The organism is Sphingomonas sp. BL2 (genome assembly GCF_056680015.1).
Map to the genome: position 1 here is coordinate 536,549 of NZ_CM155261.1, position 23,758 is coordinate 560,306.

At 66.2% G+C, this 23,758-nt stretch carries 29 protein-coding genes; 8 read left to right on the plus strand and 21 right to left on the minus strand.

All coding sequences use genetic code 11. From position 1 onward, the window contains the following. The first annotated feature begins 61 nt into the window (after window positions 1-61). Together AC1ME3_RS02335 and AC1ME3_RS02340 are read left to right on the plus strand one after the other, a co-directional pair. Window positions 62-916, plus strand: a complete 855-nt coding sequence (locus AC1ME3_RS02335) for an ABC transporter permease (protein WP_480954676.1) — start codon at window positions 62-64, stop codon at window positions 914-916. After that, a complete protein-coding gene (locus AC1ME3_RS02340; RefSeq protein ID WP_480954677.1) occupies window positions 916-2,187 on the plus strand; it encodes a serine hydrolase in 1,272 nt (423 codons plus the stop codon). The genes AC1ME3_RS02335 and AC1ME3_RS02340 overlap by 1 nt, the downstream gene beginning before the upstream one ends. Before the next feature lie 165 nt (window positions 2,188-2,352). On the opposite strand, the gene AC1ME3_RS02345 is transcribed toward AC1ME3_RS02340, so the two are convergent. The 20 genes from AC1ME3_RS02345 to AC1ME3_RS02440 form a co-directional block, all read right to left on the minus strand. Then, window positions 2,353-2,880 (minus strand): GNAT family N-acetyltransferase, encoded by a 528-nt coding sequence (locus AC1ME3_RS02345; protein ID WP_243643223.1) that lies wholly within the window; start codon window positions 2,878-2,880, stop codon window positions 2,353-2,355. Between the two features lie 41 nt (window positions 2,881-2,921). Continuing rightward, window positions 2,922-3,704, minus strand: coding sequence for a LysR family transcriptional regulator (locus tag AC1ME3_RS02350; RefSeq protein ID WP_480954678.1), 783 nt, complete (start codon window positions 3,702-3,704; stop codon window positions 2,922-2,924). Next, window positions 3,701-4,099: a Co2+/Mg2+ efflux protein ApaG gene (apaG, locus tag AC1ME3_RS02355; protein WP_480954679.1), complete on the minus strand. Its 399-nt coding sequence runs from the start codon at window positions 4,097-4,099 to the stop codon at window positions 3,701-3,703. Before apaG ends, AC1ME3_RS02350 begins: the two co-directional genes overlap by 4 nt. Then, entirely contained in the window at window positions 4,096-5,301 is a 1,206-nt protein-coding gene (locus tag AC1ME3_RS02360; protein ID WP_480954680.1) for a trans-sulfuration enzyme family protein, read from the minus strand. Before AC1ME3_RS02360 ends, apaG begins: the two co-directional genes overlap by 4 nt. A 74-nt stretch (window positions 5,302-5,375) precedes the next feature. Beyond that, window positions 5,376-5,546, minus strand: coding sequence for a hypothetical protein (locus tag AC1ME3_RS02365; protein ID WP_480954681.1), 171 nt, complete (start codon window positions 5,544-5,546; stop codon window positions 5,376-5,378). Next, complete coding sequence (locus AC1ME3_RS02370; RefSeq protein ID WP_480955742.1) at window positions 5,531-5,650, minus strand: hypothetical protein; 120 nt, start codon at window positions 5,648-5,650, stop codon at window positions 5,531-5,533. Before AC1ME3_RS02370 ends, AC1ME3_RS02365 begins: the two co-directional genes overlap by 16 nt. Next, on the minus strand, window positions 5,626-6,048 hold the full coding sequence (locus tag AC1ME3_RS02375; RefSeq protein ID WP_480954682.1) for a glycosyltransferase: 423 nt from the start codon (window positions 6,046-6,048) through the stop codon (window positions 5,626-5,628). The genes AC1ME3_RS02370 and AC1ME3_RS02375 overlap by 25 nt, the downstream gene beginning before the upstream one ends. Then, window positions 6,023-7,069 (minus strand): 3-isopropylmalate dehydrogenase, encoded by a 1,047-nt coding sequence (leuB, locus tag AC1ME3_RS02380; RefSeq protein ID WP_480954683.1) that lies wholly within the window; start codon window positions 7,067-7,069, stop codon window positions 6,023-6,025. Before leuB ends, AC1ME3_RS02375 begins: the two co-directional genes overlap by 26 nt. Window positions 7,070-7,110: 41 nt before the next feature. Then, the gene (gene recO, locus AC1ME3_RS02385) at window positions 7,111-7,842 is read right to left on the minus strand and encodes a DNA repair protein RecO (RefSeq protein ID WP_136190996.1); all 732 of its coding nucleotides are present in this window, start codon (window positions 7,840-7,842) and stop codon (window positions 7,111-7,113) included. 71 nt (window positions 7,843-7,913) lie between these two features. Further along, window positions 7,914-8,891 (minus strand): polysaccharide deacetylase family protein, encoded by a 978-nt coding sequence (locus AC1ME3_RS02390; protein WP_480954684.1) that lies wholly within the window; start codon window positions 8,889-8,891, stop codon window positions 7,914-7,916. Between the two features lie 155 nt (window positions 8,892-9,046). Further along, window positions 9,047-10,972 (minus strand): excinuclease ABC subunit UvrC, encoded by a 1,926-nt coding sequence (gene uvrC, locus AC1ME3_RS02395; RefSeq protein WP_056055419.1) that lies wholly within the window; start codon window positions 10,970-10,972, stop codon window positions 9,047-9,049. A gap of 348 nt (window positions 10,973-11,320) precedes the next feature. Beyond that, window positions 11,321-11,641 carry a DMT family transporter gene (locus AC1ME3_RS02400; RefSeq protein WP_480954685.1) on the minus strand — a complete coding sequence of 107 codons (321 nt, stop codon included), beginning with the start codon at window positions 11,639-11,641 and terminating at the stop codon, window positions 11,321-11,323. A gap of 155 nt (window positions 11,642-11,796) precedes the next feature. Next, window positions 11,797-12,369 (minus strand): F0F1 ATP synthase subunit B family protein, encoded by a 573-nt coding sequence (locus tag AC1ME3_RS02405; protein WP_480955743.1) that lies wholly within the window; start codon window positions 12,367-12,369, stop codon window positions 11,797-11,799. Between the two features lie 37 nt (window positions 12,370-12,406). After that, window positions 12,407-12,901, minus strand: a complete 495-nt coding sequence (locus tag AC1ME3_RS02410; RefSeq protein ID WP_056065115.1) for a F0F1 ATP synthase subunit B family protein — start codon at window positions 12,899-12,901, stop codon at window positions 12,407-12,409. A 54-nt stretch (window positions 12,902-12,955) separates the two neighbouring features. Next, window positions 12,956-13,183 (minus strand): F0F1 ATP synthase subunit C, encoded by a 228-nt coding sequence (locus AC1ME3_RS02415; RefSeq protein WP_055873230.1) that lies wholly within the window; start codon window positions 13,181-13,183, stop codon window positions 12,956-12,958. A gap of 40 nt (window positions 13,184-13,223) precedes the next feature. After that, the gene (locus AC1ME3_RS02420) at window positions 13,224-13,982 is read right to left on the minus strand and encodes a F0F1 ATP synthase subunit A (protein ID WP_060527334.1); all 759 of its coding nucleotides are present in this window, start codon (window positions 13,980-13,982) and stop codon (window positions 13,224-13,226) included. A gap of 70 nt (window positions 13,983-14,052) precedes the next feature. Beyond that, a complete protein-coding gene (locus tag AC1ME3_RS02425; RefSeq protein ID WP_056488546.1) occupies window positions 14,053-14,373 on the minus strand; it encodes an AtpZ/AtpI family protein in 321 nt (106 codons plus the stop codon). A gap of 451 nt (window positions 14,374-14,824) precedes the next feature. Continuing rightward, entirely contained in the window at window positions 14,825-15,205 is a 381-nt protein-coding gene (locus tag AC1ME3_RS02430) for a YdbL family probable chaperone protein (RefSeq protein WP_480954686.1), read from the minus strand. Between the two features lies 1 nt (window position 15,206). Further along, a complete protein-coding gene (locus AC1ME3_RS02435) occupies window positions 15,207-15,383 on the minus strand; it encodes a YnbE family lipoprotein (RefSeq protein ID WP_132738250.1) in 177 nt (58 codons plus the stop codon). A 47-nt stretch (window positions 15,384-15,430) separates the two neighbouring features. Further along, on the minus strand, window positions 15,431-18,598 hold the full coding sequence (locus AC1ME3_RS02440) for an intermembrane phospholipid transport YdbH family protein (RefSeq protein WP_480954687.1): 3,168 nt from the start codon (window positions 18,596-18,598) through the stop codon (window positions 15,431-15,433). A gap of 86 nt (window positions 18,599-18,684) precedes the next feature. Here AC1ME3_RS02440 and radC point away from each other — a divergent pair, with 86 nt between their 5' ends. The 3 genes from radC to AC1ME3_RS02455 all read left to right on the plus strand — a co-directional run bounded on the left by radC (window position 18,685) and on the right by AC1ME3_RS02455 (window position 20,149). Next, entirely contained in the window at window positions 18,685-19,389 is a 705-nt protein-coding gene (gene radC / locus AC1ME3_RS02445) for a RadC family protein (RefSeq protein WP_107961467.1), read from the plus strand. An 82-nt stretch (window positions 19,390-19,471) separates the two neighbouring features. Beyond that, a complete protein-coding gene (locus AC1ME3_RS02450) occupies window positions 19,472-19,681 on the plus strand; it encodes a hypothetical protein (protein WP_244186988.1) in 210 nt (69 codons plus the stop codon). An 84-nt stretch (window positions 19,682-19,765) separates the two neighbouring features. Beyond that, window positions 19,766-20,149 carry a BLUF domain-containing protein gene (locus tag AC1ME3_RS02455; protein ID WP_480954688.1) on the plus strand — a complete coding sequence of 128 codons (384 nt, stop codon included), beginning with the start codon at window positions 19,766-19,768 and terminating at the stop codon, window positions 20,147-20,149. A 75-nt stretch (window positions 20,150-20,224) separates the two neighbouring features. Here AC1ME3_RS02455 and AC1ME3_RS02460 read toward each other — a convergent pair whose 3' ends face one another. Next, window positions 20,225-20,653, minus strand: coding sequence for an EF-hand domain-containing protein (locus AC1ME3_RS02460; RefSeq protein WP_480954689.1), 429 nt, complete (start codon window positions 20,651-20,653; stop codon window positions 20,225-20,227). 231 nt (window positions 20,654-20,884) lie between these two features. On the opposite strand from AC1ME3_RS02460, the gene purB reads away from it, so the two are divergent. From purB to AC1ME3_RS02475, 3 genes are all read left to right on the plus strand, one after another. Next, window positions 20,885-22,183 carry an adenylosuccinate lyase gene (gene purB, locus AC1ME3_RS02465; RefSeq protein WP_480954690.1) on the plus strand — a complete coding sequence of 433 codons (1,299 nt, stop codon included), beginning with the start codon at window positions 20,885-20,887 and terminating at the stop codon, window positions 22,181-22,183. 116 nt (window positions 22,184-22,299) lie between these two features. After that, entirely contained in the window at window positions 22,300-22,518 is a 219-nt protein-coding gene (locus AC1ME3_RS02470) for a hypothetical protein (protein ID WP_480954691.1), read from the plus strand. Between the two features lie 204 nt (window positions 22,519-22,722). Further along, window positions 22,723-23,736, plus strand: a complete 1,014-nt coding sequence (locus AC1ME3_RS02475) for a hypothetical protein (RefSeq protein WP_480954692.1) — start codon at window positions 22,723-22,725, stop codon at window positions 23,734-23,736. Window positions 23,737-23,758: the final 22 nt, after the last annotated feature.

The following is a 23,758-nucleotide window of genomic DNA, read 5'->3' on the forward strand; positions in this document are numbered from 1 at the left end:
GTTCCTTAGTCTTGCTCAGCCGGGTTGCGGGCGGCAGCGGCAGCGATTACCCGCAACGCCTATGAGCAGCCAGCCCCCAATCGGTGAAATCCATTCGGCGGTGCATTCCGCCCCCGGCGTTCCCGTCATAAAGAGCGTGAACTGGGAGGGATTGCGAACCCTCTATATCAAGGAGGTGCGCCGGTTCTTCAAGGTGCAGCTTCAGACGGTGTGGGCGCCGGCGATAACGACGCTGCTGTTTCTGATCGTGTTTACCATCGCGACCGGCGCGAAAAGCCCGGTTCCGGTCGATGGGCAGATCGTCGCGTTCGCGGATTTCATCGCGCCGGGGCTGATCATCGCGCAGGGCATGATGGGCCCGGCGTTCGCCAATGCGAGCTTCTCGCTGCTGGTCGGCAAGATGCAGGGCACGATCGTCGACTATCTCCAGCCGCCACTGTCGACGGGTGAGCTGCTGGGCGCGCTGGTCGCCGGCGCGGTGACACGCGCGGTCATCGTCGGAGTCGTCGTGTGGGCGGCGATGGCGCTGTATCCGGGTGTGCACGTGACGCCGCATGCGCCGCTCGCGATCATCTGGTTCGGGTTGCTGGGCGCGACGTTCCTCGCGCTGCTCGGCGTGCTGACGTCGATCTGGGCGGACAAGTTCGATCATGCCGCGGCGGTCACCAACTTCGTGATCGCGCCGTTGTCGCTGTTGTCGGGGACGTTCTATTCGGTCGACAAGCTGGCGCCGGCGTTCCGCGCGTTCAGCCATGCGAACCCGTTCTTCTATATCATCTCGGGGTTCCGATACGGGTTCCTGGGGATCGCCGACTCGCCGGTGATGATCGGCGGGATCGTGATCCTGGTGATCGACCTGGTGCTGGCGACGCTGTGCTACCGGTTGCTGAAGAGTGGTTGGAAGCTGAAGAACTGATGCGGGGCCTCGCGCTTTGGCTGGTGGTGTTGGCGGTGGCCTTGCTGCCGGTTGGTGCGGTGGCGCAGAGCGCTGTGGCGGACCCGGCGTTGCGCGCGAAGGCGGATGCGTTGGTCGCGATCCTCGATGGGCGCGGCGTGTATGACGCGTATTTCGCCGCGAGCTTCCGCGAGAAGGTGCCGAAGGCGCAGTTCTCGGTGATAGCCGAAAAGCTGAAGACCACGCTCGGCGCGCCGCAGAAGATCGAGTCGCTGACGGCGACGTCGGCATGGAGCGGAGATCTGGTGGTCGGCTATGCGCGGGGAACGGCGAGCGTTCGGCTCGTGATCGACCCCGCGGCGCCGCATGCCGCGACCGGGTTGCTGATTACCGGTACGGGTGCGCGGGACGATAGCCTAGCCAAGGTCGAGGCGGAGTTTCGCGCGCTGCCGGGGGCTAGCGGGTTCGGGCTTTACGCGCTCGCCGAGGGTAAGCCCGAGCCGATCCTAGAATACCGCGCAGACGTCGCGGCACCGCTCGGGTCGGCGTTCAAGCTCTGGGTGCTGGCGGAACTGGCGCATCAGGTTGCGGCGGGCGAGCGGCATTGGGATGACGTCGTGAAGCTCGGGGCGCCATCCTTGCCGTCGGGGGTGTTGCAGACCTGGCCCGCCGGATCGCCGGTGACCGTGCAGACGCTCGCGACGATGATGATCTCGGTCAGCGACAATACCGCGACGGATACGCTGCTGACGACGCTCGGACGTGCGAAGGTCGATGCGATGGCGAAGACGGCGGGTGGCAGCGTGCCGGTGATGACGACGCGCGAGATGTTTGCGCTGAAGGGGGATCCCGCGCTGACCAAGGCTTGGGCGGCTGGGTCGGTGGACGAGCGGCGGGCGCTGCTGGTGGACAATGCGGTAAGGATTTCCACTGCCAAGCTCGATCCGACGGTGTTCGCGGGGAAGCCGGTGGCGATCGACAGCGTCGAATGGTTTTCGAGCCCGGCGGCGATGGCTGTGGTGCTGAACGCGCTGCGGGGAGCGGACGCTACGACTCGGGCGGTGCTGGCGGTCAATGCGGGAGTTGATCCGGCGATCGCCAAGCGGTTTGGGTATGTCGGGTTCAAGGGAGGTGGCGAGCCTGGGGTGCTGACGCTGAACTATCTGGTGCAGGCGAAGGACGGGCGCTGGTATGCGGCGACCGGGAACTGGCACCGAGCTGATGATGGCGTGAACGAGGTTCGGTTTGCGGGGCTAATGGGGCGGGCGCTGGCGTTGTTGGCGGCGCGGTAGGTTCGCTTATCTGAAGAGCCACTAACTCGTGCCACCACCCCGGCGGAGGCCGGGGCCCAGTTGGGGAACGTAGCCAACTGAGGACGGGGCGCTGTTACGACCACCTTTCCACCTGGACCCCGGCCTTCGCCGGGGTGGCGTAATCTGTGGGAAAAGCAGCGGCGACTAGGCCCGCCCGGCAGCCTGCCAGCTATCGGCGCAGAGCCCGTAGATCAGGCTGTCGCGCAATCCCAGATGCGTTTCCCACTCGTCGCGCAGCAGGCGCTCGCGGCGGAAACCGAGGCGCTCCAGCAACAGGATCGACGCAGTATTCTCGGTATCCGCGTCGGCGAACACACGGCTCCGGCCTTCGGCGAACAAGCGATCGATCACTGCCGACACAGCCTCGCGCGCGATCCCCCGCCCCCAAGCTTCCCGCGCGAGGATGAAACCGATCTCCGTCACCCCTGCCCCGTCCGCCTCGCTCCCCGAGACCCAACCGATCGCGCGGTCGTCGCCAGTGCGGGTGATCGCCCAGGTGCGCTGGTTGCCCGGCGCAGCTTCTTCGGCGAGGTAGGTGCGGACGTCGTCGACCGAGCCCAAGGGGCCGTCCGCCGAATAGGCCATCAGCTCCGCGTCGGCGAGCATCGGGTGCAACGCGGTCGCGTCGCCCTCGACGAGCGGCCGCAATCGCAACCGTCGCGTCTTCAGCACCGGCGATACGCCGGCACGCCGTGGTCTGCGTCCGGGTTGCCTCACGCGGTCAGGGCATCCACAAGCGCGCGGACTTTCTTCTGGCGCCACTGCGGGAGCGGGGCGACGAGCCAATAGCCGCCCTTCGAAGGCTGCGACTCGCCGATGAGACGGACGCGGGCCTGCGCGAGATCGCGGCGGGCGAGCAGTTCCGGCACCGTCGCGCGACCAAGACCAGCCGCCGCCGCGTCGATCGCGAGCCCGGCGTCGGTGACGCGGACCAGCGCGACGCCGTCCTCACCCGACCATGCGATCGACGCCTCAGTGTCGGTGCCGGGCTTGACGATCGTCACCATACCCTCGGATTCGAGCGCCTCGCCCTCATGCTCGCCGGGACCATCGCCCCAGCGGATCGCGAGATCGAGATTGGCTTCGGTGAAGTCGACATTCTCGTCCGCGGTGATCAGCACGAAGCGGAGTTCCGGATCCGCCTCGGCGATCTGCGCGAGACGGGGCATCAGCCACTTCTCGGTCAGGTCGCGCGGCGCGGCGATCGTCAGCGATTTGGAGGACTGCCCGGCCTGCATCGCGCGCACGGCTTCCTCGAACTGGAGGAACCCGCCACGCAGCGCGCCGAGCCCCGCTTCCGCCTCAGGCGTTAGTTCGAGCCCGCGCGTGGTACGTCGGAACAGCACAACGCCGAGCGTATCCTCCAACGCGCGGATCTGCTGGCCGACCGCCGCCGGCGTCACCGCCAACTCGTCCGCAGCACGCGTAAACGACAGATGCCGCGCCGCCGCATCGAGCACGCGCAGGCCGTTGAGTGGGAGATGCGTGCGCTTCAATTGAGCACCGCGGGGGCGAACAGCGAGAAGCGGGGGATCTCTACCGCGAATACCGCGCCGTCTTCGCGGACCATCTGGTAGCTCCCCTGCATCGCACCCGACGGGGTCGCGAGCGGGCAGCCCGAGACGTAGTCGAAGCTAGCACCCGGTTCGATCACCGGCTGTTCGCCGACCACGCCTTCGCCCTCGACCGAGTGGCGCGCGCCGCGGCCGTCGGTGATCACCCAGTGGCGGGTGAGCAGCTGGACGGTCTCGGTGCCCTCGTTCTCGAGGCGGATGTGATACGCCCAGAACCAGCGGCCGCACTCCGGCTCGGACTGTTCGGGCAAATAGCTGACCGACACGCGCACCGTCACCCCATCGGTCGTCGCCGCGTTGGGGAACAGCGCTTTCACAGGCCCGCCTGGCGCAGCGCCTGGTCGAGGTCGTCGATCACGTCCTGCGCATCCTCGAGCCCGACGTTGATCCGCAGCAGTCCCTCGGTCACGCCCATCTCAATCTGCTTGTCGGGCGAGACGCTCGCGTGCGTCGTCGAGGCCGGATGCGTCATCAGCGAGCGCGAGTCGCCGATGTTGTTCGAGATGTCGACCAGCTCCAGCGCGTCGAGCAGAGCGTGCGCCTGTTCGCGACCCTCGACCTCGAACGCGAAGATCGGTCCGCATGCGTCCATCTGGCGCTTGGCCAGTTCGTGCTGCGGATGGCTCGGCAGGAAGGGGTGCAGCACGCGGGGCACGCGGCCTTCGAGGAATTCACCGACCTTCATCGCGTTCTCGGACTGACGGTGGATGCGCAGGTCGAGCGTCTCCAGGCCCTTGAGCACCACCCACGCATTGAACGGCGACAGCGTCGGGCCGGTGTTGCGCGTGAACGGCAACAGCGTGTTCGTGATGAAATCCTCGGTGCCGCAGACGGCGCCGGCAAGCACGCGGCCCTGCCCGTCCATCATCTTGGTCGCGCTGTACGCGGTAACGTCCGCGCCGAACTCCATCGGCCGCTGCAAGGCCGACGTCGCGAACGCGTTGTCGACCACGGTCGTGATGCCGCGCTCGCGCGCGATGTCGCAGATCGCCTTGAGGTCGGCGATATCCATCGTCGGGTTGGCGGGCGTCTCGAAGAAGAACACCTTCGTCTCCGGGCGGACCGCGTCGAGGAACGCCTGCGGATCGCGCGCGTCGACGATCGTCGTGGCAATCCCGAACTTCGGGAGCAGCGTGTCGGTGAGCCAGCGGCACGATCCGAACGCCGCGCGGCCGCCGACGAGATGATCGCCGGTCTGGAGCTGGCACAGCAGCGACGCGGTCATTGCCGCCATCCCGGTCGCCATCGTCCGGCACGCCTCGGCGCCTTCCAGCAGCGCGATCCGCTCCTCGAGCATCTGCACGGTCGGGTTCTGCAGCCGGGAATAGGTCATCCCCTCCTGCTCGCCGGCAAAGCGCGCCGCGGCGTCGCCTGCCTTGTCGTAGCAATAGCCCGAGGTGAGGAACAACGCCTCCGACGTCTCGCCATATTCGCTGCGGGCGGTGCCGCCGCGGATGGCGCGCGTCGCGGGACGCCAATTCTGAGTGATCGAACGATCCTGGCCGGTCTTGCGCTTCATGCGCGCCGCTTTGCCGGGGGGGAGCCGCGATGACAAGCCCGGGGCAAGCCTTGCGGGTGCGTGAGCCGCGGCCCCTAGTATCGTCCCAAGGTGAATTTCGACGACATAGCGTAGTTCCAGACCGCGCCGACCAGCACGCCGATCAGTGCTGAGACCGCCCCGGCCCCGTCGCGCGTCTTGTACAGGAATGCGGCGATGCCGACGTTGGCGACCGCGCCGACCGAGCAGATCACCGCGAACGACACCCAGCCGTCGACCAGCTGTCGCCACCCTTCAACCGCCGATCACGATACGTCAGCGCGTTGTTGAGGAAGAAGTTGAACGTCAGCGCGGCCAGTATCGCGAGGATCTCGCTTGCGAGGAACCTGGCGCGACCTGCAGACGAGCGTGCATCGCCGGCAACAGCGTCTCGTCATGCTGGAGATCGCCGTCGATGACTGGAACGAACGGCACGGCGGTCGCGCACATCCCCTCGATGCACGCCGAGGACAGCCCCCGCCGGCCGATCCGCTGGATCACGCGGCCCCGCGGATCGTGCCGGGCAATCATGAGCGCGGCGCCGGCCGTATCGTCGGGCCTGTCGTCGTCGACGAAGATCGCCTCCCAGTTGCGCCCCGCCAGCGCGCGGTCGAGCCTGCCGATCAACGTCGCGACATTCGCCGACTCTTTGAACGTCGGGATGACGATCCCGAGTTCGAGCAGGCCGCCGTTCACCAAGCGCTCAACCAAGCTTGGCCAGTACCGCATCACCCATCTCGCGGGTCGACAGCGTGCCACCGAGATCTGGCGTGCGGGCGCCGCCGAGGATCGCCGCCGCGACGGCAGCCTCGATCCGGTCCGCGGCTTCGGGCAGGTCGAGCGAGTGACGCAGCATCATCGCCGCGGACAGGATCGCCGCACACGGGTTGGCTTTGCCCTGTCCCGCGATGTCGGGCGCGCTGCCGTGGATCGGCTCGTACATGCCCTTGTTCGAACCGTTGAGCGCGGCAGACGGCAGCATGCCGATCGAGCCTGCGCACATCGACGCCTCGTCGGACAGGATGTCGCCGAACAGATTACCGGTGACGATCACGTCGAACTGCCCGGGGTTGCGCACCATCTGCATCGCCGCATTATCGACGTACATGTGGCTGAGTGCGACGTCGGGATAGTCGGCTGACACCTCGATCACGACATTGCGCCACAGCTGCGAGGTTTCGAGCACATTGGCCTTGTCGACGGAAAGCAGCTTGCCCTTGCGGGTGCGCGCGGTCTCGAAGCCGACGCGGGCGATGCGCGCGATCTCGGTCTCGTCGTAGCGCATCTCGTCATGGCCTTCGCGCAGGCCGTCGGCGGTCGTGCGGATGCCCTTCGCGCCGAAATACACGTCGCCGGTCAGTTCGCGGACGATGACCATGTCGATCGACCGGGCGATCTCGGGGCGGAGCGCGGAGGCGTCCTCGAGGCCGGCGAACAGCTTGGCGGGACGCAGGTTGGCGAACAGGCCGAGGTCCTTGCGCAGGCCGAGAATGGCTTGCTCGGGGCGGAACTGGCGTTCGAGCGCATCGCAGTCGGGATCGCCGACCGCACCGAACAGGATCGCATCGGCACGGCGGGCTAGGTCGAGCGTCTCGGGCGGCAGCGGATGGCCGACCGCCTTGTACGCGGCGCCGCCGACGAGGCCTTCCTCATAGGTCAGGTCGAGGCCGAGCGTATCGAGCACGCGACGCGCCTCCGCCGTGACTTCGGGTCCGATGCCGTCGCCGGCCAGTATCGCGATCAAGGGCATGTGCGTTTCTCCTGCGCGGCCCCTTGCCGGGCGGTGCGCGCTCACGCAACCGCCCTTTTGAGGCGATCGACCAGCCGGTCGCGCGCCGCCAACGGATCGGCGCGACGGTCGACGAGGATGTCGCGGGCGAGGAAGTGACCGGTCAACCGCAGGCCGTCGAAGATGTCCGGCCATGCCGCTTCACCGCCTGCCAGCAGGAAATCGGGTAATCGCAGGAGCTTGCCTTCATACCCGAACGCCGCCCCGCGCGAGACGGCTGCGCCACTCTTGGGCGACACGAAGCCGAGATCGTCCTCCGCTCCGGTCGCGACGCAGCGGTCGAGATCGAGTCCGAACCCCAGTTCCGCCAGCACCAGCAATTCGTACCGGACCAGCGCCGCCGCCCAGCCGCGGGCGGATGGAGCGCTCTCGATCGCACCCAGCACGCCGTCGAGCGCGTCGTGGATCTGCGGATAGGGCTGTGCTTCGGGAAGAGCGGCGGCGGCCAGCGCAGTCGCCCATTCGAGCGCACCGGCGGCGAGCGGCTCGCCGTGAAGCGTCGCGCGGCTGTGGATCAGCTCGGCGGTCAGCGAGGCCAGTTGCTCGCCGGTCCGCGCACGCCACTCGCCTTGGATGACGTTCGCCTGCAGCAGCACCGGCCGCATCGCGCGCGACCGCCCGCCGCGAACGTAGCCGGGCTGCACGCCGTCGTTCCGGGTCAGCGCGCGCACGATCGCGCCATGCTCGCCATGCTGGCGAACGGCGACGACGATGGCGGAGGCGCGGAGATGCATGGGTGTTCATCGAGCCTCGTTTGGCCGGACGCAACTCCCTCGTGGTACGAGCGACGCCAGCGACACGGACGTCAGAGGCGCCGTGGTCTAGGCCGCTCTGAGATCCAGTTCGACCAGAGCTGTTCGGCCTGTCGCCAGCGCGTGCGCACCGGATCGGGGCCAAGCGGCACGTCCACGCGATCGAGTTCGAGCACGGGACGATCGGTGAAATGCGTGGTCGGCAACACGTCGCGCATCTCGGCGAGCATGGTGCACAATGCCTGGAAGCGGCGGACATGAACCGCGTTGGCGCGCGTGCCGCGGCGGTTGGCGAGTTCGAATCCGTGGCTGACGATCGTCACCGCGGCATGGTGCGACACCGCCGCATGTTCGAGCGCGTCGTAGCTCTCGCCCGCGGACAAGGCGCAGAGCTGGAACGTGCGGATCCGGCCGCGGAGGTCCTCGATCACTGTCACCGGGACTTCGGTGATGCCGGTGCCGTGTGAACGCCGGACCGGGGCGATCTGGCGTGCAGGCAGCGATATGCGGCTGGTGTGCGGCGCCTCCGAGCCGTTGTGGCTGCTGTCATAGGCGAAGCCCAGGCTTTCGAGCGCGGTCAGCGTGTCGTCGTTGGCGGCATAGCTGCCCGCGCGAAACGCGATCGGGTGCGGCGCGCCGGCCTCGACCAGCAGTTCCGTCGCGCGAACGAGCAGGTCGGTCTGCTCGGCGAGGCTGTACATGTAGAGCTGGAACCGGTCGTGCGCGACGCCGCGATCGCCCGCTCGCGCGCTGGTCCAGTTGGGGTGGAGGTGGAGCTGGACCTCCTGGCCGGCGTTCAGGATCGTATCGATCATCCGCCTGATCGGCGCCGGTCCGAACGTGATCGCGGGCATCGGATCGACGAAGAAACACGCCTTCAGACCATGCCGCGCGAGTTCGGCCAATTGATAGCCCAGGCCTACCCCGGCCGGTTCCAGCGACCGCGCATAGATCGCGTCGCAATCCAGACCGGCGGCATGGTGGCGCCACGCGAACTCGGTATCGATGGTCAGGAAGACAGGCGTAGTCACAGATTAGTATGTAACAATCAGTAGTGAAAATGGCGTTGTGATTTTATACAAATCAACTTGATTTGGGTTATAAATTTTTCCCGATCCGGGACGTCATCATCTTCAGGCCCGCATGACGATCTGTGCGTCCTCGATCGACGGCAAAGTCCATGCGGCTACCGTGAATGATAGAAGTCGTAGACCTGCTGGGCGACGCCTGCCGATACGCCGGGTGCCTGTTGCAGATCCTGCAAGCTCGCGTTGCGCACCGCGCGGCCGGTCCCGAAGTGCATCAGCAGCGCCTTTTTCCGCGCGGGGCCGATGCCGGGGACCTCGTCGAGTGGGCTGGCGCCGATCGCCTTGCTGCGCTTGTCGCGGTGGACGCCGATAGCGAACCGATGGACCTCGTCGCGCAGCCGCTGGAGGTAGAACAGCACCGGGGCGTTGACCGGGAGCTGGAACTCGCGGCCGTCGAGCATGTGGAACACCTCGCGACCATCGCGGCCGTGTTCCGGCCCCTTGGCGATCCCGACCAGGCACACGTCCTCGACACCGATCTCCTCGAGCGCGGCCTTCACCGTGTTGAGCTGTCCCTTGCCGCCGTCGATCAGCACCAGGTCCGGCCAGTCGCCCGAATCGCGATCGGGGTCCTCGGCTTGCGCACGCGAGAACCGGCGGGTGAAGACCTCGCGCATCATCGCGAAATCGTCGCCCGGCGCGGTATCCTTGTTCTTGATGTTGAACTTTCGATACTGACCTTTGCGGAAACCCTCCGGCCCCGCGACGACCATCGCGCCGGTCGCGGCGGTGCCCTGGATGTGACTGTTGTCGTAGATCTCGATGCGTTCGGGCGGCTCGGCTAGGTCGAACAGGTCGGCGACCTCGCGCAGGAGTTTTGCCTGCGTGGTCGATTCGGCTTGCCTGCGTTCGATCGCCTCTATCGCGTTGCGCTTGGCCTGGTCCATCAGGCGGCGGCGGTCGCCGCGCTGCGGGACCTGCAACGCGATCTTGTAGCCGGCGCGCTCGCCTAGTGCTTCCGCCAGCAGTGCACCTTCCGTCAGTTCTCGGTCGAGCAGGATCTGCTTGGGGGGCGGGACCTCTTCGTAGAACTGGCCGAGGAAACTGGTCAGCACCTCGTCCTCGGGAACGTCGTTGGTGTGTTGCGGGAAGAAGCTGCGATGCCCCCAGTTCTGACCGCCGCGGATGAAGAACGCCTGGATGCCGATCAGGCCGTCCTTGCACGCCATCGCGAAGATATCGGCGTCGCCAACCCCTTCCGCGTTGATCGCCTGCGTGCCCTGGATGAAGGTGAGCGCGCGGAGACGATCGCGGAGCAGCGCCGCGAGTTCGAAGTCCATGTTCTCGGCAGCGGCCTGCATCTGCGCGCCGAGCTTGGCCTGCACGCCGGTCGACTTGCCGCCGAGGAACGCCTTCGCGTCCTCGGTCAGTTCCCGGTACGCGGCCTCGTCGATCCGGCCGACGCACGGCGCGGAGCAGCGCTTGATCTGATAGAGCAGGCATGGCCGGTCGCGGGTCTTGAAGAAGCTGTCGGTGCAACTGCGCAGGAGGAACAGCTTCTGCAGCGCGTTGAGCGTGTTGTTGACCGATCCGGCGCTCGCGAACGGGCCGTAGTAATTGCCCTTTGCCCGGCGCGCGCCGCGGTGTTTCTGGACGCGCGGGAAGGCGTGGTCGTCGCGCAAGAGGATGAAGGGGAAGCTCTTATCGTCGCGTAGCAGCACGTTGTACGCGGGGCGATAGCGCTTGATGAGCTGCGATTCGAGCAGCAGCGCTTCGGCTTCGTTGTTGGTGGTGACGATCGTCATCGAGCGGGTCTGCGACACCATCCGCTGGAGGCGCTTCGTCAGCCGCTCGACCTGGACGTAGTTGGCGACGCGGTTCCGGAGTGCGCGTGCCTTGCCGACGTAAAGCACGTCACCGCGCGCGTCCTGCATCCGGTAGACGCCGGGGCGGATCGGCAGCGTGTCGAGCACATTGCGGATTGCCGCCACGCCGGCGGCGAGGTCTGGCGCTTCACCACCACCGCGGACGGCGAATGTGGACTTGTCTTCGTTGAACCGGTCGGGGGAATTGGGGGAGGACATCGCTAAGGAATCTAGGGAGTGCGAGGGGGTTATGCCAGCGATCGTCTTTGCCGGGTTTCAGAAGAGATGGTTCACGCGAAGGCGCAAAGGCGCGAAGAGAAGATTGTTCCCGCGCAGAGGCGCAGAGGACGCTGAGAGAAGGGTCGATTGGGGTCGGCGTCCGCTCTCCAACCGCCGGAGGCTCTCGATCCTTGGCCCAGCCGGTACATCTGCCCGAAGCGCAACACCTCCGCGCTTTCTGCGCCTCTGCGCCTCTGCGCCTCTGCGCGAAACAATCTCACTTAATCTTCGCGCCTTTGCGCCCTCGCGTGAATCAATCTTCTGCGCCCTGCGGGCGAAAGCAACGGGTCAGGTTTGGGCGAAGACCTTGGTGCCGACGATGCCGACGACGGTCAGGGCCATGAAGCAGGCCTGGATGCCGCTGACCTTGTCGCCGAACAGGATGACGCCGCCGATGATGACGCCGATCGCGCCGGCGCCTGTCCAGATCGCATAGGCAGTCCCGGCGGGCAGGCCGCGCATCGCGAGCGCGAGCAGGCCCATGTTGACGAAGCTGAGGATGATCGGGACGCTGGAGGCCTGCCACGTGGCGACCGTGGCCGCCCATTTCAGGCTGAGCGCCCAGCAGATTTCCGTGACGACGGCGATAGCGAGGATGAGCCAAGACATGAATGTTCTCCAACGGGCTCAGATTGGAGACTCGGCCGCCGGAAACCCGGGAAGAGACGGCCGTCAATAATGATGGGTCGTGGGAGGGGCGTACCCTCACCTTCCCACTGCTTTGCAGCGGGCCCCTTCCTCTCCCCGAGGGGAGAGGAGCAGGATCAGTTTAGGCGGCTAAGGCCGGAGATCGAGCGGTCGACCATCATGCGGTCGGCGGCTGCGTCGTGGTGCTCCGCGATGAGCATGCCGGCAGCCTTCGTCGCGGCATCCGCGGCCCGGGCACGGACTTCGGAAATCGCGGCGCGCTCGGCGGCAGCGATCTTGTCCTCGGCCATCTTGACGCGGCGGGTCATGAGATCTTCGGCGCCGGCCTTGGCCTTGGCGATGATCGCCGCGGCTTCGTGGTGAGCGTGGGCCTTCATGGCTTCGGCTTCGACGTGTGCGGTCTTCGCCTTCGCCTCATACTCGGTGCGGATCGCTTCGGCTTCGGCACGGAGCGCCTTGGCTTCGTCGAGTTGCGTACGGATGCCGGCGATGCGCGTGTCGAGCATCTTGCCGATCATCCCTGGAACCTTCTTCCAGATCATCAGCAAGATGACGACGATCATCGCCACCGCGACCCAGCCGGTCGAGGTCAGGCCGAGGGCGGTTGGATCGGGCACATGCTCGACGCCGCCGGGCGCAGCCGTGTGACCCTGGAGGCCCTGGTTGTCGATCGCACCCTCGGGCGCCATGCCCTCGCCGTGGATGACCTTTGCGGCCGAATCTGGATTAGCCATGCGCCGTCGTCCTGCGTACCGCGTCGGTCGCCGCGTCCAGGCTGACCTGGAGGCCGGCTACCTTGGCGGCCAATTGCTGTGCTGCTTCGGCGGCGACACCCTGCAAGTTCGAGAGCGCCTCGGCCTTAGCGTTCGCTACCGCCAGATCGTGATGACCCAAACGCTCGGCGAGTTCGGCGTCGGCCGCATGGACCTGCTGCTCAAACGCCGTCGCCGCGCGCTTGGCTGCTGCCGCGGTCTCGGCCTGCGCCGCGACGCGGGCCGCGTCCATTTCAGCCTGCCAGTTCGCCTGGACCGTATCGGCCTGCGTACGGGCAGCGACAGCTGCCGCCAGATCGCCCGCGATTCGGCCTTCGCGCGAGTCCACGTTGGACACGATCTTTGGCACCATTCCCTTGCCAATCCCGAAATACAGGATGCCGAAGGTGAGGAGCAGCCAGAAGATCTGCGAGGCGTAGGTAGCGGCTATCTGGGAAATCTGGGGCATGTCGGTCCTTCGTGAAACGGCCGGGCGCGGTCGCCCGGCCAATTCAGCGAGTTGTTAGGCGACGAACACGAGGATGATCATCGTGACGAAGGCGAGCAGGCCGAGAAGCTCGGCTGCTGCGAAACCGATGAACAGACGGCCCTGCTGGCTGTCGGCTGCGCCCGGGTTGCGCAGAGCGCCGGCGAGGAACTGTGCGAACACGTTGCCCACGCCGAGTGCTGCGAGGCCCATGCCGATCGCTGCGAGGCCGGCACCGATCATCTTTGCTGCTTGTGCGTCCATGGTAAATTCCCTTTGAAAATCAGTTAGGTAATGGAAAAACTTAGTGAAGATTGACCGCGTCGTTCAGATAGACCGACGTCAGCAACGCGAACACGTATGCCTGGATCGCGGCGACCAGCAGCTCGAGCAGCGTGATGCCGATCATCAGCAACATGCTCGGCGCGGTCACCAGGCCGATATACATCCCACCGAGGTTCAGGCCGTTGATCACGAACGCGGCCAGCACCTTGAGCAGGATATGCCCCGCGGTCATCGCGACGAACAGTCGCAGACCGAGCGAGAAAGGACGCACCAGGAACGACATCAGCTCGACCACGAAGATCAGCGGGATCATCAGCGCTGGCGTGCCGCTCGGCACGAACAGCGAGAAGAAGTGGAAGCCGTGCTTGCCGAAGCCGACGAGCAGCACGATCGCAAAGCTGATCAGCGCCAGCACGCCGGTGACGGTCATGTGGCTGGTCACGGTGAACGGATGCACGCCGGGGACGATGCCGAACGGCAGGAGCCCGATAATGTTCGCGAACAGGATGAACATGAACAGCGAGAACACATAGGGCACGAAGCGCTTGCCACCGGGGCCGACATTCTGCTCGAGCATGCCCGAGATGAAGCCGGTAAAGCCCTCGACCGCCATCTGCCAGCGACCGGGGACGAGCTCACGCTTCATGCCACCGATCATGAACGCCCAAAGCGCGACCAGCGTCACCACCATCCACAATGCGGAGTTGGTGAACGACAGGTCATAGCCACCTACGATCCAGTGCGAGCCGAACGCCGGCTCGATCAGGAACTGGTGCATCGGATCGATCTTGCCGCCCTGTTCTGCCGCCACGTGGAATCCCTGTCGTCTTGATACGACAAACGCCCGGTTACTCCGGGCGTTCGCCTGAAATTCGAATGATCTGCCTGAACGCGACCGCTATCCCGAGGAACAGCAGCACGATCAGCCCCCATGGGCCAGTGCCGAACCAATGGTCTATCAACCACCCGATCAGCGCACTGCCGACGAGACTCCCGATGAGAGCGGAAATGACGCGATTGCCTTGCGAGTACCCCCGCTCGGCATCCGCCCCCTTCTGCCCCTTTGCGAGCGTTTCCCGATGCTGCGCCTCTCGCAACCGCTCATCGAGCGCGGAAAGTCGCGGATCTTCAACACCCTGGGGGTCCTGTCCGGGTTCGATCTCCGCCACGCACGTTCCTCCACCTGATTTCGCATCGGGGAGGAAGCAAGCAGCGACGAGCGATCCCGCCAAGGCGCGGTCCGTTTAGAAAAGGGGGGGGTGCAAGTCAACCGGTGTGACAGGGGTGTCATTAATGGGGGGGCATCTTACGATCCTCCCCCGCCAGGGGGAGGTGTCGCGCGGCAACGAAGTGGGAGGACACGGAACCTACGTTTCGCATGCCTCCCCCTCCGTCTGGCAAGGGCCAGCCACCTCCCCCTGGCGGGGAGGATTTTAGTGATGGGCGTCGGAACGGCCGCGCTCTTCGTCATCCCGGCGAAAGCCGGGACCTCGCGCCACAGGGGCACGCCCCTCCTTCTACGTCACCCCGGACTTGGTCCGGGGTCCACGGTTCCGCACGCTCACGACTATCGAATACGCGGAACGGTGGATGCCGGAACGAGCCCGGCATGACGAGAGGTCAAACGCAGCGCGAATCGCGTTCGGGAGCGCCGGCGGTGCGGGTCTTCCATACACCGTTCGGCGTCTTGTACTTCTCGCCGGGGTTGGTCTGCATGATCAGGTTGCAGCCACTGGTGAAGGCGAGTTGCTCGACCGTCGCGCCGCTCGCCTGCGCCTTCGCCGTGTACGCCGACTTGCGCTGGATATTGATGTTGTTGACCAGCGCACGCAGATCGCCGCTCGCCGCGCCGACCAGGCCGAGATAGCCGTCGGGCTGCTCGCCGACCTCGCCCCCGGCACGCGCTGCGGCATATGCCGGATCGCGCTGCGCGGTCACCGCGACAGACAGGCCACCGAGAGCCGCCGCTGCGGCAACCATCATAAGGACCTTGGTCTTCATCTTAGAATATCCCCGGATTCTGCTGGATCAACGATTTCGCCTCGCCATCGAGACGATAGACCACTTCCTGCGTGACGTTGATGTTGAGGTTGATCTCGATCGGCTTGTCGGGCGCCGACACGTTGATGCAGCCCGGCAGGGCGGCCAACAGCCCGATAATCGCGATCGTCCTCGTCATCTTCTGCAAGATCGGCCTTTGCTCCAGCTTCTTCAATCCTGTTTCGGTCATGGCACGATCCTGCTTGCGGGAGGCTGAATGGTCGGGGGTTTAGGAGCCGGCGGCGCGGCTTGCTGTTGCAGCAACGCCGGCAGGTTGCGCTGGATCAGCCGCTTCGGATCGTAGAAGCTCTGCGCCGAATCGAGCAGCCCGCGGAACGGCGCCTTGATGCGGATATTGAAGATGAACGGCAGTTTCTGCAGACGACGGACGATGAAGTTCGCCTTTGCCCCCTCACCCTGGCTGATCCCGGCGAACCGCACGTCGGTGACCATCTCGCCCGCGAGCGGCCCGTTCATGCCGACTCGCAACGACTGGTAGCGGAGCGACTTCAGCGCCTGGAACGCGATGTTCGCCCAGACGCCGAGATCCTTCTGGCTGAGATCGCCGACATAGGCGAGCGTGCCGCCGCCTTTGCGCACCAGCAGATCGCCACCTTCGATCCGGCCGCCCGTTTCGTCGAAGATCATCGGCAGCACGCCGTCGAAAATGCCGGTCGCGTCGAGATTCTTGAAATCGAACTGCTGGAGGAACTGGTCGGCCGCCATGTTGACGACGTGGAACGTCATCCGCCGCTCGGACTGCGCGGAAAAGTCGAGCAGCGTCGGGTCGAGCGTCAGCGATCCCCCCGCGAACGGCCACCGCCCGCCCTCGACCTGCACGCGCGCGCCGGGCAGCGTCTGGTAGCGGATCGTGCCGTCGCTGACCGGGATGCCGGGGTTGAGCGTGCGGATCGTCGCCACCTGCCCCGGCGCGCTCTGGAGATTGAGCAGGTCGGTGAAGCGGATCTCGGTGACGATTCCCGTGACCGGGCCAAATGCGGCGGCGAGATTGGTGCCGGCGGTGCGGAACACGCCGGTGCTCGTCACCCCGTCGGGGTTCCAGGCGATATGCCCCTCGCCGCTGACCGATCCGTTGACGTCGGCGATCACGCCGAACGTAAGCGGGGTGAGTGCGTCGGGTTGCAGCTTGTCCTTGGCGAACGCGATCGCAGGGACGGCGAGGTCGGCCTTCCCTGCCCCCGCGCCGAGAGCGTGGGTCAGCGTGACGTCGGCGACCTTGGTGTTGGTGGTCGGCTCGAACAGCGTGCCCGCCGCGGTGATCGTGCCGTTGACCAGTTGAAGCGTCACGGTGCGGGCGGCGAGCGGCTTGAACCGCGGCGTCGGCGCGGCATCGGACACGCGCATCGCGGCGGTGAGGTTGAGCGCGCCATTGACGAGCGTCCAGTCGCCGGCAGCCTCGCCGAGCAACAGCGGCACGTTGGCGATCTGTCCCGAGCCACCCGTGAACGCACCCGCCACGCCCTGGCCCGTCATGCGGCCCGTGACGGTGGCGAAGTCGAGTCGCGTGACACGTTCCGGCGCGCCGATGCGGGTCTGCACGCCGTCGATGGCAAAGCCGCGATCCGCCAGCCGCACGGTCGCTCCCGCGGTCGCCAGCGTGATCGAGGTAGTGCCGATTCGCCCACCCAGCTTGGCCGCGGCGATCTTCGCGCCGCCGCTGACCCGCGCGCCGTTGATCTGCACCAGCGCGCCATTAATCGGGCACAAGGTCAGCCGTGACGCATCGAGCACGAGGCCGGAGATCGCAAAGCGCTGGACTGCCAAAGGCACGCAACCAGTGTTGACGACCAGCCGCCCACGACCGTTCCAAACCGCAGATACCGGCATCGACAGCCCGTCGACCCGGTTGCCGGGACCGCCCGCAGCGATCGGTCCCCCGATCGTGACGCGCGTCGCGATCGAGGTTGCCCCGCCCGGCGTCGCGCTGAAGGTGACGGGCGTCAGCGCCAGTCGCGCGCCATCAGCCACATAGGGCGCGATGCTGGCCACGCCGCGGATCGCCGCGCCCGGTTTCGCCTGCGCCAGCGACACGCGTGCCTCGGGCAAGCCGCCGCCGCGCATCGCTAGTACCGTGTCGAGCCGGACGCCGCCGTTCGGCCAACCGAACGCGACCCCGGTCCCGCCGCCGAGCGCCACGCGCGCACCGCTTGCGGAGGCAAGCGCCAGGCGCGACAGCACGGCCTTGCCGCGTCCGCCATCGATCAGCACGCGAAGGTCGGCGTCCGCGGCAAATCCGCGGCCGGACTTCTGGACCGCCTGGGTCACCGCGGCCGCCAACGGCGCGACGGGCGTCCCTGCGGCCGCACCACCGATGCCAGCCAACCCCGCGAGTCGCTTCTGCGCCACTGCCGCCCCGCTCGCCTGGACGCGCCCGTCGAACGCGATCTGCTGGCCGATCCGGTAGGCGCCCGCGAGCGCAACCCGGCGCGCGCCGCCCTCGGTGGTGCGAACGGTATCGGCGGCGATGTTCGCCTTGCCGCCAGTCGCCGCCGCGGTTCCGGTGAATTCAATCGTACATCCGACACCAGCCAAAGTCGCACCCGGCGTCCGTGCCGCGCCCGTCTTGAGCGTCGCCTTGCCCTGCCAGCGATCGAGCGCCGCGGAGAGTCCGACGTCCAGATCGGCCACGATCCGCTCCGCCTGCGTCGTCCCGCAGGCGAGCCGCGACACACGGACCGGCCCAGTGATCGTCGGTTTCGCCGCGTCGATCCGCAGCTTCACCGTCGCCGCGAGCCGATCAATCCCGCACCCGCCGACATCGAGCCGCTCGCTGATCGCCGCCAGCGATCCACGAAACCCGTCGTCGAGCTTGCCGGAGCCCGCCAGCTTCAGTCCGACGATCCCCTGCGGGGTCTCCAGCCGCATCCGCCCATCGGCGACCGATACGTCGAGCGCCGGCAACGCGAACGGCTTCCCCGACGGCGCTGGCAGCAACCTGTCGATCGCGCCAAGCGAGACCTTGCCGTCGACCAGCCGCCCGCGCAGCCGGACCTTCCCGGCGCGTACGCCCTCCAGATACGGCCCGGACAAGCCGACGCCAGTCCGCGTCTCGACCCAGTCGGCGACCAGATCGGGATGCGCCGGATCGCCGATCACGACGTTGGTCAGTCGCTGGCCACCCAGGGCAAGGTCCGCGATGTCATAGCGCGCAGGCACGCCGGCCTTGGCAAGCTCGCGGTCGATAAACCCCTCGGCGATCGGCTTCCGCACCAGCCACAGCACGACCAGCGCGGCGATCAGGAGCAGCGCGATCCCCAGCGCAACGCGGCGAGCAGTCGCAAGACGGCGAGGATGGGCCCCGGGGTCGGCCCCCGTCTCGCTCGTCTCGCTCACCAACGCACTCCGCCATATTCGAGGTCTCTGCATAGGCGGGAGCGAGGGCGTCATGCAATTGCCCAGGGATGTGCTAGCATCGCAAAATGGCCGATCCGGACGAAGACGCTGACGTCCGGGGGGACGATCTGAAGGGCCATCGCGGCCGCCTCCGCAAACGCCTGTTCGAAGGCGGCAGCGATGCGCTGCTCGATCACGAACTCATCGAATATCTGCTCGCGATCGCCATTCCCCGCGGCGACACCAAGGCGCTCGCCAAGGCGCTGATGCGCGAGTTCGGCGGGATCGGCGGCGTGCTGACCGCGGATGCCGAGGCGCTCGGCCGGGTGAAGGGCATGGGCGAGATCTCGACCGCGGCAATCAAGATCGCACACGCCGCCGCGATCCGCCTGCTGCAATCGCACGTCAGCGACCGCCCGGTACTCGCCAACTGGCAGGCGCTGCTCGATTATCTCCGCGCGGACATGGCGCACCACGCGATCGAGCGCTTCCGCGTGCTGCACCTCAACACCAAGAACATGCTGATTCGCGACGAGGTGATGAGCAAGGGCTCGATCGACCAAGCCGCCGTATACGTCCGCGAGGTCATCCGCCGCGCGATCGACCTCGGCTCCGCGTCGATCATCCTCGTCCACAACCACCCGAGCGGGGACCCCTCCCCCAGCCGCGCCGATATCGACATCACGCGGACGATCGCGGAGGCAGGCAAGCGGCTCGGCATCACCGTCCACGACCATATCGTGATGGGTACCGGCGGCCATGTCAGCCTGCGTGCACAGGGGTTGATCTGACGCAATCAGATAAAGGAGAAACATCCGAAACTCCTCGTGCCTTTTCAGTCGTATCTTCGTTGTCAGGGCGAAGGAATTGCATGTGGATAACAAGTTGCACGACGAAGCCTCGGAGGTAACCGCCGAGCATGGTCAGGTCATGGTCGACGGGCCAGACGGGGTCGCGGTATCATTGACGCCCGACGCCGCGGCCGAAACCTCGGATCGGCTGCTCAATGCCGCCGTCGAGGCGCAGGGGCAGATCCTGGCGGAGACCCGCATTGCGAAAGATCGGGTGCGCAAGGCCGACTGATCTATCGCAAGTCGCCCCTCTCCGATCTATAGTAGCGATATGCGCAACTGTCGACCGGAGACGCGATGCGCCAAAATTCTATACATGAGTTCGAGTACCATAGCCGGCGACAAGGCCGATCTCGTGGGAATATTGCAGCAGTCCCGGCACAATAACGCGCTGCATGACATCACTGGGCTGTTGTGGTCGGACGGCACGCATTTTTTGCAGGTCATCGAGGGGCCTACCGCATTCGTCGACGCGACGTTCGGCCGTATTGCGCAGGACGATCGTCATTACGATCTGTCGCTCCAGCACAATATCTCGATCCATGAACGGCAGTTCGGTACCTGGACGATGGCACACAGGCGTGCGGACGATCCTGTCGATGCGTATGATGCGCGCATGCGGCGCCTGCTCAACGGCGCGTCGCAGCGGGTACGCGATCCCTTTCTCGCGCTGATGGCGACGGGTTCGCTGGACGGCTGACGTAACAAAGGCCGCCGGGCGCGAACCCGACGACCTTGATCCGTGCGATGGTACTTTGCGGACGTGCCGTTGCCGTCAGCCCTGCGACAGGAAGCTGGTGACCTCGGTCTTGGTGAGCGACTTGCTCTTGTCGGTATCGGCCTGCGCGAAGGCGGCGGAGACCCATTTCTTGGTCTCGGGCGCGTCCGGCTTGGTCGACGGATCGGTCTTGCTCTTCAGCGCGACCATCCAGCCACCGAATTCTGTCGCGCTGAGCTTGCCGTCGCCGTTCTTGTCGTAGGTCGGGAACTCGGTGTCGACGACCTGTGCGACCTGGCTGCCGGTCGCAGGCTGCTCGCGCGCGGCGGGTTGCATCGGGACGGCATCGGTTAGCGTACCAGATGGGGTGGCCTGCCCGGCAGCAGCACTGCCTGGCGCCGAAGTCTGCGGGGATGTCGTGGTCGTCTGTGCCAGTACGGGTGCAGCAACCAGTGCCGCGCCGGCCAGCATAGCATTTTTCAACATTGCGTCTCTCCGGTAGTGTTCTACGCGTCTACTAAGCGATGTTGCGACCATGCCCGATACATACTCGGCATAGCGATCCGCTTGCTCACTATATACGCGCCACATCGCTGGATTTATACCTCGCGACGGGTGTTTGAACCTTCCCCTGCGTCCTGCTACCGCGTTTCGCGAGCAGCCGCGGGCCGAACGGCACGCGACGCGCCCTACCCTTCACGCTCCCGAGGAAACCCGATGGTCCCCCGCTATTCCCGCCCCGACATGGTCGCGATCTGGACGCCCGAAGCGCGCTTCAGGATCTGGTTCGAGATTGAGGCACACGCCACCGACGCGCTTGCCGAACTCGGCGTGGTCCCCAAGGAAGCCGCCGCCGCGATCTGGGAAAAGGGCGCGTTCGAGGTCGACCGGATCGACGAGATCGAGCGCGAGACCAAGCACGACGTCATCGCCTTCCTGACCAATGTCGCCGAGCACGTTGGCCCCGAAGCGCGCTTCATGCACCAGGGCATGACCTCGTCCGACGTGCTCGATACCTGCCTGGCGGTCCAGTTGGCGAAGGCGAGCGACATCCTGATCGCCGATCTCGACGCGCTGCTCGTGGTGCTCGAACGCCGTGCGCGCGAGCACAAGATGACGCCGACGATCGGCCGCAGCCACGGCATCCACGCAGAACCCGTGACGTTCGGGCTGAAGCTCGCGCAGGCGCATGCCGAGTTCGCGCGCAACCGCGCCCGGCTGGTAGCGGCGCGCGAGGACGTCGCGACGTGTGCGATCTCGGGTGCGGTGGGGACGTTCGCTAACATCGATCCGTTCGTGGAAGAGTATGTCGCGGGCAAGCTCGGGCTGTCGGTCGAGCCGGTCTCGACGCAGGTCATCCCACGCGATCGTCACGCGATGTTCTTTGCGACCTTGGGGGTGATCGCCAGCTCGATCGAGCGGCTAGCGACCGAAGTGCGTCACTTGCAGCGGACCGAAGTGCTCGAGGCGGAAGAGTTCTTCTCGCCCGGTCAGAAGGGTTCGTCGGCGATGCCGCACAAGCGCAACCCGGTGCTGACCGAGAACCTCACCGGTCTTGCTCGGATGGTGCGCGGGTATGTCACGCCGGCGATGGAGAATGTCGCGCTGTGGCATGAGCGCGACATTTCGCACTCGTCGGTCGAGCGCTACATCGGGCCGGATGCGACGATTACGCTCGACTTCGCGCTCGCGCGGCTGACCGGGGTGATGGACAAGCTGGTCGTGTACCCCGAGCGAATGTTGAAGAACCTCAACAAGATGGGCGGCCTCGTCCATTCGCAGCGCGTGCTGCTGGCGCTGACGCAGGCGGGCGTGAGCCGCGAGGACGCGTATCGGCTGGTCCAGCGCAACGCGATGAAGGTGTGGGATTCGGACGGCGCGCTGTCGCTGCTCGAGTTGCTGAAGGCGGACCCAGAAGTGACGCTGTCGGATGCCGAGCTCGAGGACAAGTTCGACCTTGGCTATCACCTCAAGCACGTCGACACGATCTTCGCGCGCGTGTTCGACGCAGCCTGAGGCGTCCCCGCCAGCCCTCACCCCGTCATCCTGACGAACGTCAGGACCCAGAGCCAAGCAGGGCAGCGCTCGTTATCCTGAGTCCTGACTTTCGTCAGGATGACGGGTAGAGCTGGATGGTGGACCGCCCCAAGACTGTCCCAATTGCACGCAATGCAATTGCGATTACATGTTACAAAATTGCGGAAACGCGCAACTATGGTCATATGCCGCTTGCCGGATATTGTTCCGGCATCGGAGACCTATCCATGCGCATGTTCGAAACCGTGACCAGCACCATGCTGGCGATCGCGGCTCAAGCGCTGGTGGTTGGGGTGGTCATCACCGCCTTATGATCCATCGGCCCGCCCGCCCCCTCCCGAGGGGGCGCGGCTAGGCCAAGGTTCCCCCTATCGGCGTTGAGTGCAGGTCCGAAGTGGATCAATCGTCCCGCGCTTGCCATCGAAACGGTTGCGCCCGCGGTGGCGGTTTGACCGATGTGCTCTCAATATTCCGTCAGCTGGGCATAGACCTGCTCCGCTACAACGGGAGAGACGGACATGCGCCTGCGGCAATTCTTGATCACATCGGCCCTCTTTGCGGTTCCCGCGCGAGCGCAGGATGCGGCCCCACAGTCCCTGCCGTCGCTAGAGGCCGCACTGCCCGACGAGGTGCGACAGTTGCTGGCTAGCGTTACGACCGTCCATTCGCTGTTCCCGGTCAACGGCTCTGAGCCCTTTGCCGGCAACGTGTTGAAGGCGGATGTCATCAATTTCTCGCGCGACAGCGAGCTTGTCCTGCACAACGTCACTACGCCATACATCGTCATCGCCGCGCGGGAGGTAAAATTCCCCGATGCGACATCGAGCTACCGCGTACGTTTCGACAACGTCGTCGCGCCGCAGGGCAATGCTGGCGTGGGCGGTGCGCGTGGCCCCGATGGGGAGGGAGAAACCGATTTCACCGGGCACCCAGGCGCGGGCGGATCGGCCGGCACGAGTGGTGGGCCAGGCGCGCGACAGTTCCTGCCCCATGTCTATTTCGTGGTTGATCATTTCTCCGTGGCCAATGACCCGGCACCACGGTCGATCAACTTGGCGATGAAGCTTACCGGCATCGCGGGCGGCATCGGTGGGGCGGGCGGCGCCGGTGGGGACGGCGGTAGCGGCGCACGCGGGCATAAGGGATCCGACAATTTTCACAGCTGCAAGCACGGTGCCGGCCGCGGTGGGAAGGGCGGCGATGGTGCGATCGGCGGCACTGGCGGAGACGGCGCCCAAGGTACGAGGGGCGGTTCGCTGACCTTTGTGTCGACAGGGCTCGGGGTGAGCCAGTTCGGCTATGCATCGATCCAGAACCAGGGTGGCGCAGGCGGCATGGGCGGTGCGGCCGGAAACGCTGGTCGTCCCGGCGGTGGCGGCCCAGGCGGCCACGGCAGTCACTATTGTCACGGAGGCAACAGCGGCAGCGCAGGCAGCACCCCTGCCGCCGCATCGGCCGGAAACGAGGGCACTCCCGGCATGAAGGGTAAGACGACCCTTATCAGCGTGCCACTGATCCCGGCTCTATCCTGAAGCGCCGCGGGCGAGGACACGC

Bases quoted from the DNA above. Each gene is read 5' to 3' on its own strand.
- AC1ME3_RS02335 (WP_480954676.1), top strand. From the start codon at position 62: ATGAGCAGCCAGCCCCCAATCGGTGAAATCCATTCGGCGGTGCATTCC.
- AC1ME3_RS02340 (WP_480954677.1), top strand. From the start codon at position 916: ATGCGGGGCCTCGCGCTTTGGCTGGTGGTGTTGGCGGTGGCCTTGCTG.
- AC1ME3_RS02360 (WP_480954680.1), bottom strand. From the start codon at position 5,301: ATGAAGCGCAAGACCGGCCAGGATCGTTCGATCACTCAGAATTGGCGT.
- AC1ME3_RS02375 (WP_480954682.1), bottom strand. From the start codon at position 6,048: ATGCGGTACTGGCCAAGCTTGGTTGAGCGCTTGGTGAACGGCGGCCTG.
- leuB (WP_480954683.1), bottom strand. From the start codon at position 7,069: ATGCCCTTGATCGCGATACTGGCCGGCGACGGCATCGGACCCGAAGTC.
- recO (WP_136190996.1), bottom strand. From the start codon at position 7,842: ATGCATCTCCGCGCCTCCGCCATCGTCGTCGCCGTTCGCCAGCATGGC.
- uvrC (WP_056055419.1), bottom strand. From the start codon at position 10,972: ATGTCCTCCCCCAATTCCCCCGACCGGTTCAACGAAGACAAGTCCACA.
- AC1ME3_RS02400 (WP_480954685.1), bottom strand. From the start codon at position 11,641: ATGTCTTGGCTCATCCTCGCTATCGCCGTCGTCACGGAAATCTGCTGG.
- AC1ME3_RS02405 (WP_480955743.1), bottom strand. From the start codon at position 12,369: ATGGCGCCCGAGGGTGCGATCGACAACCAGGGCCTCCAGGGTCACACG.
- AC1ME3_RS02410 (WP_056065115.1), bottom strand. From the start codon at position 12,901: ATGCCCCAGATTTCCCAGATAGCCGCTACCTACGCCTCGCAGATCTTC.
- AC1ME3_RS02415 (WP_055873230.1), bottom strand. From the start codon at position 13,183: ATGGACGCACAAGCAGCAAAGATGATCGGTGCCGGCCTCGCAGCGATC.
- AC1ME3_RS02420 (WP_060527334.1), bottom strand. From the start codon at position 13,982: ATGCACCAGTTCCTGATCGAGCCGGCGTTCGGCTCGCACTGGATCGTA.
- AC1ME3_RS02430 (WP_480954686.1), bottom strand. From the start codon at position 15,205: ATGAAGACCAAGGTCCTTATGATGGTTGCCGCAGCGGCGGCTCTCGGT.
- AC1ME3_RS02435 (WP_132738250.1), bottom strand. From the start codon at position 15,383: ATGACGAGGACGATCGCGATTATCGGGCTGTTGGCCGCCCTGCCGGGC.
- radC (WP_107961467.1), top strand. From the start codon at position 18,685: ATGGCCGATCCGGACGAAGACGCTGACGTCCGGGGGGACGATCTGAAG.
- AC1ME3_RS02455 (WP_480954688.1), top strand. From the start codon at position 19,766: ATGAGTTCGAGTACCATAGCCGGCGACAAGGCCGATCTCGTGGGAATA.
- AC1ME3_RS02460 (WP_480954689.1), bottom strand. From the start codon at position 20,653: ATGTTGAAAAATGCTATGCTGGCCGGCGCGGCACTGGTTGCTGCACCC.
- purB (WP_480954690.1), top strand. From the start codon at position 20,885: ATGGTCCCCCGCTATTCCCGCCCCGACATGGTCGCGATCTGGACGCCC.
- AC1ME3_RS02470 (WP_480954691.1), top strand. From the start codon at position 22,300: ATGGTGGACCGCCCCAAGACTGTCCCAATTGCACGCAATGCAATTGCG.
- AC1ME3_RS02475 (WP_480954692.1), top strand. From the start codon at position 22,723: ATGCGCCTGCGGCAATTCTTGATCACATCGGCCCTCTTTGCGGTTCCC.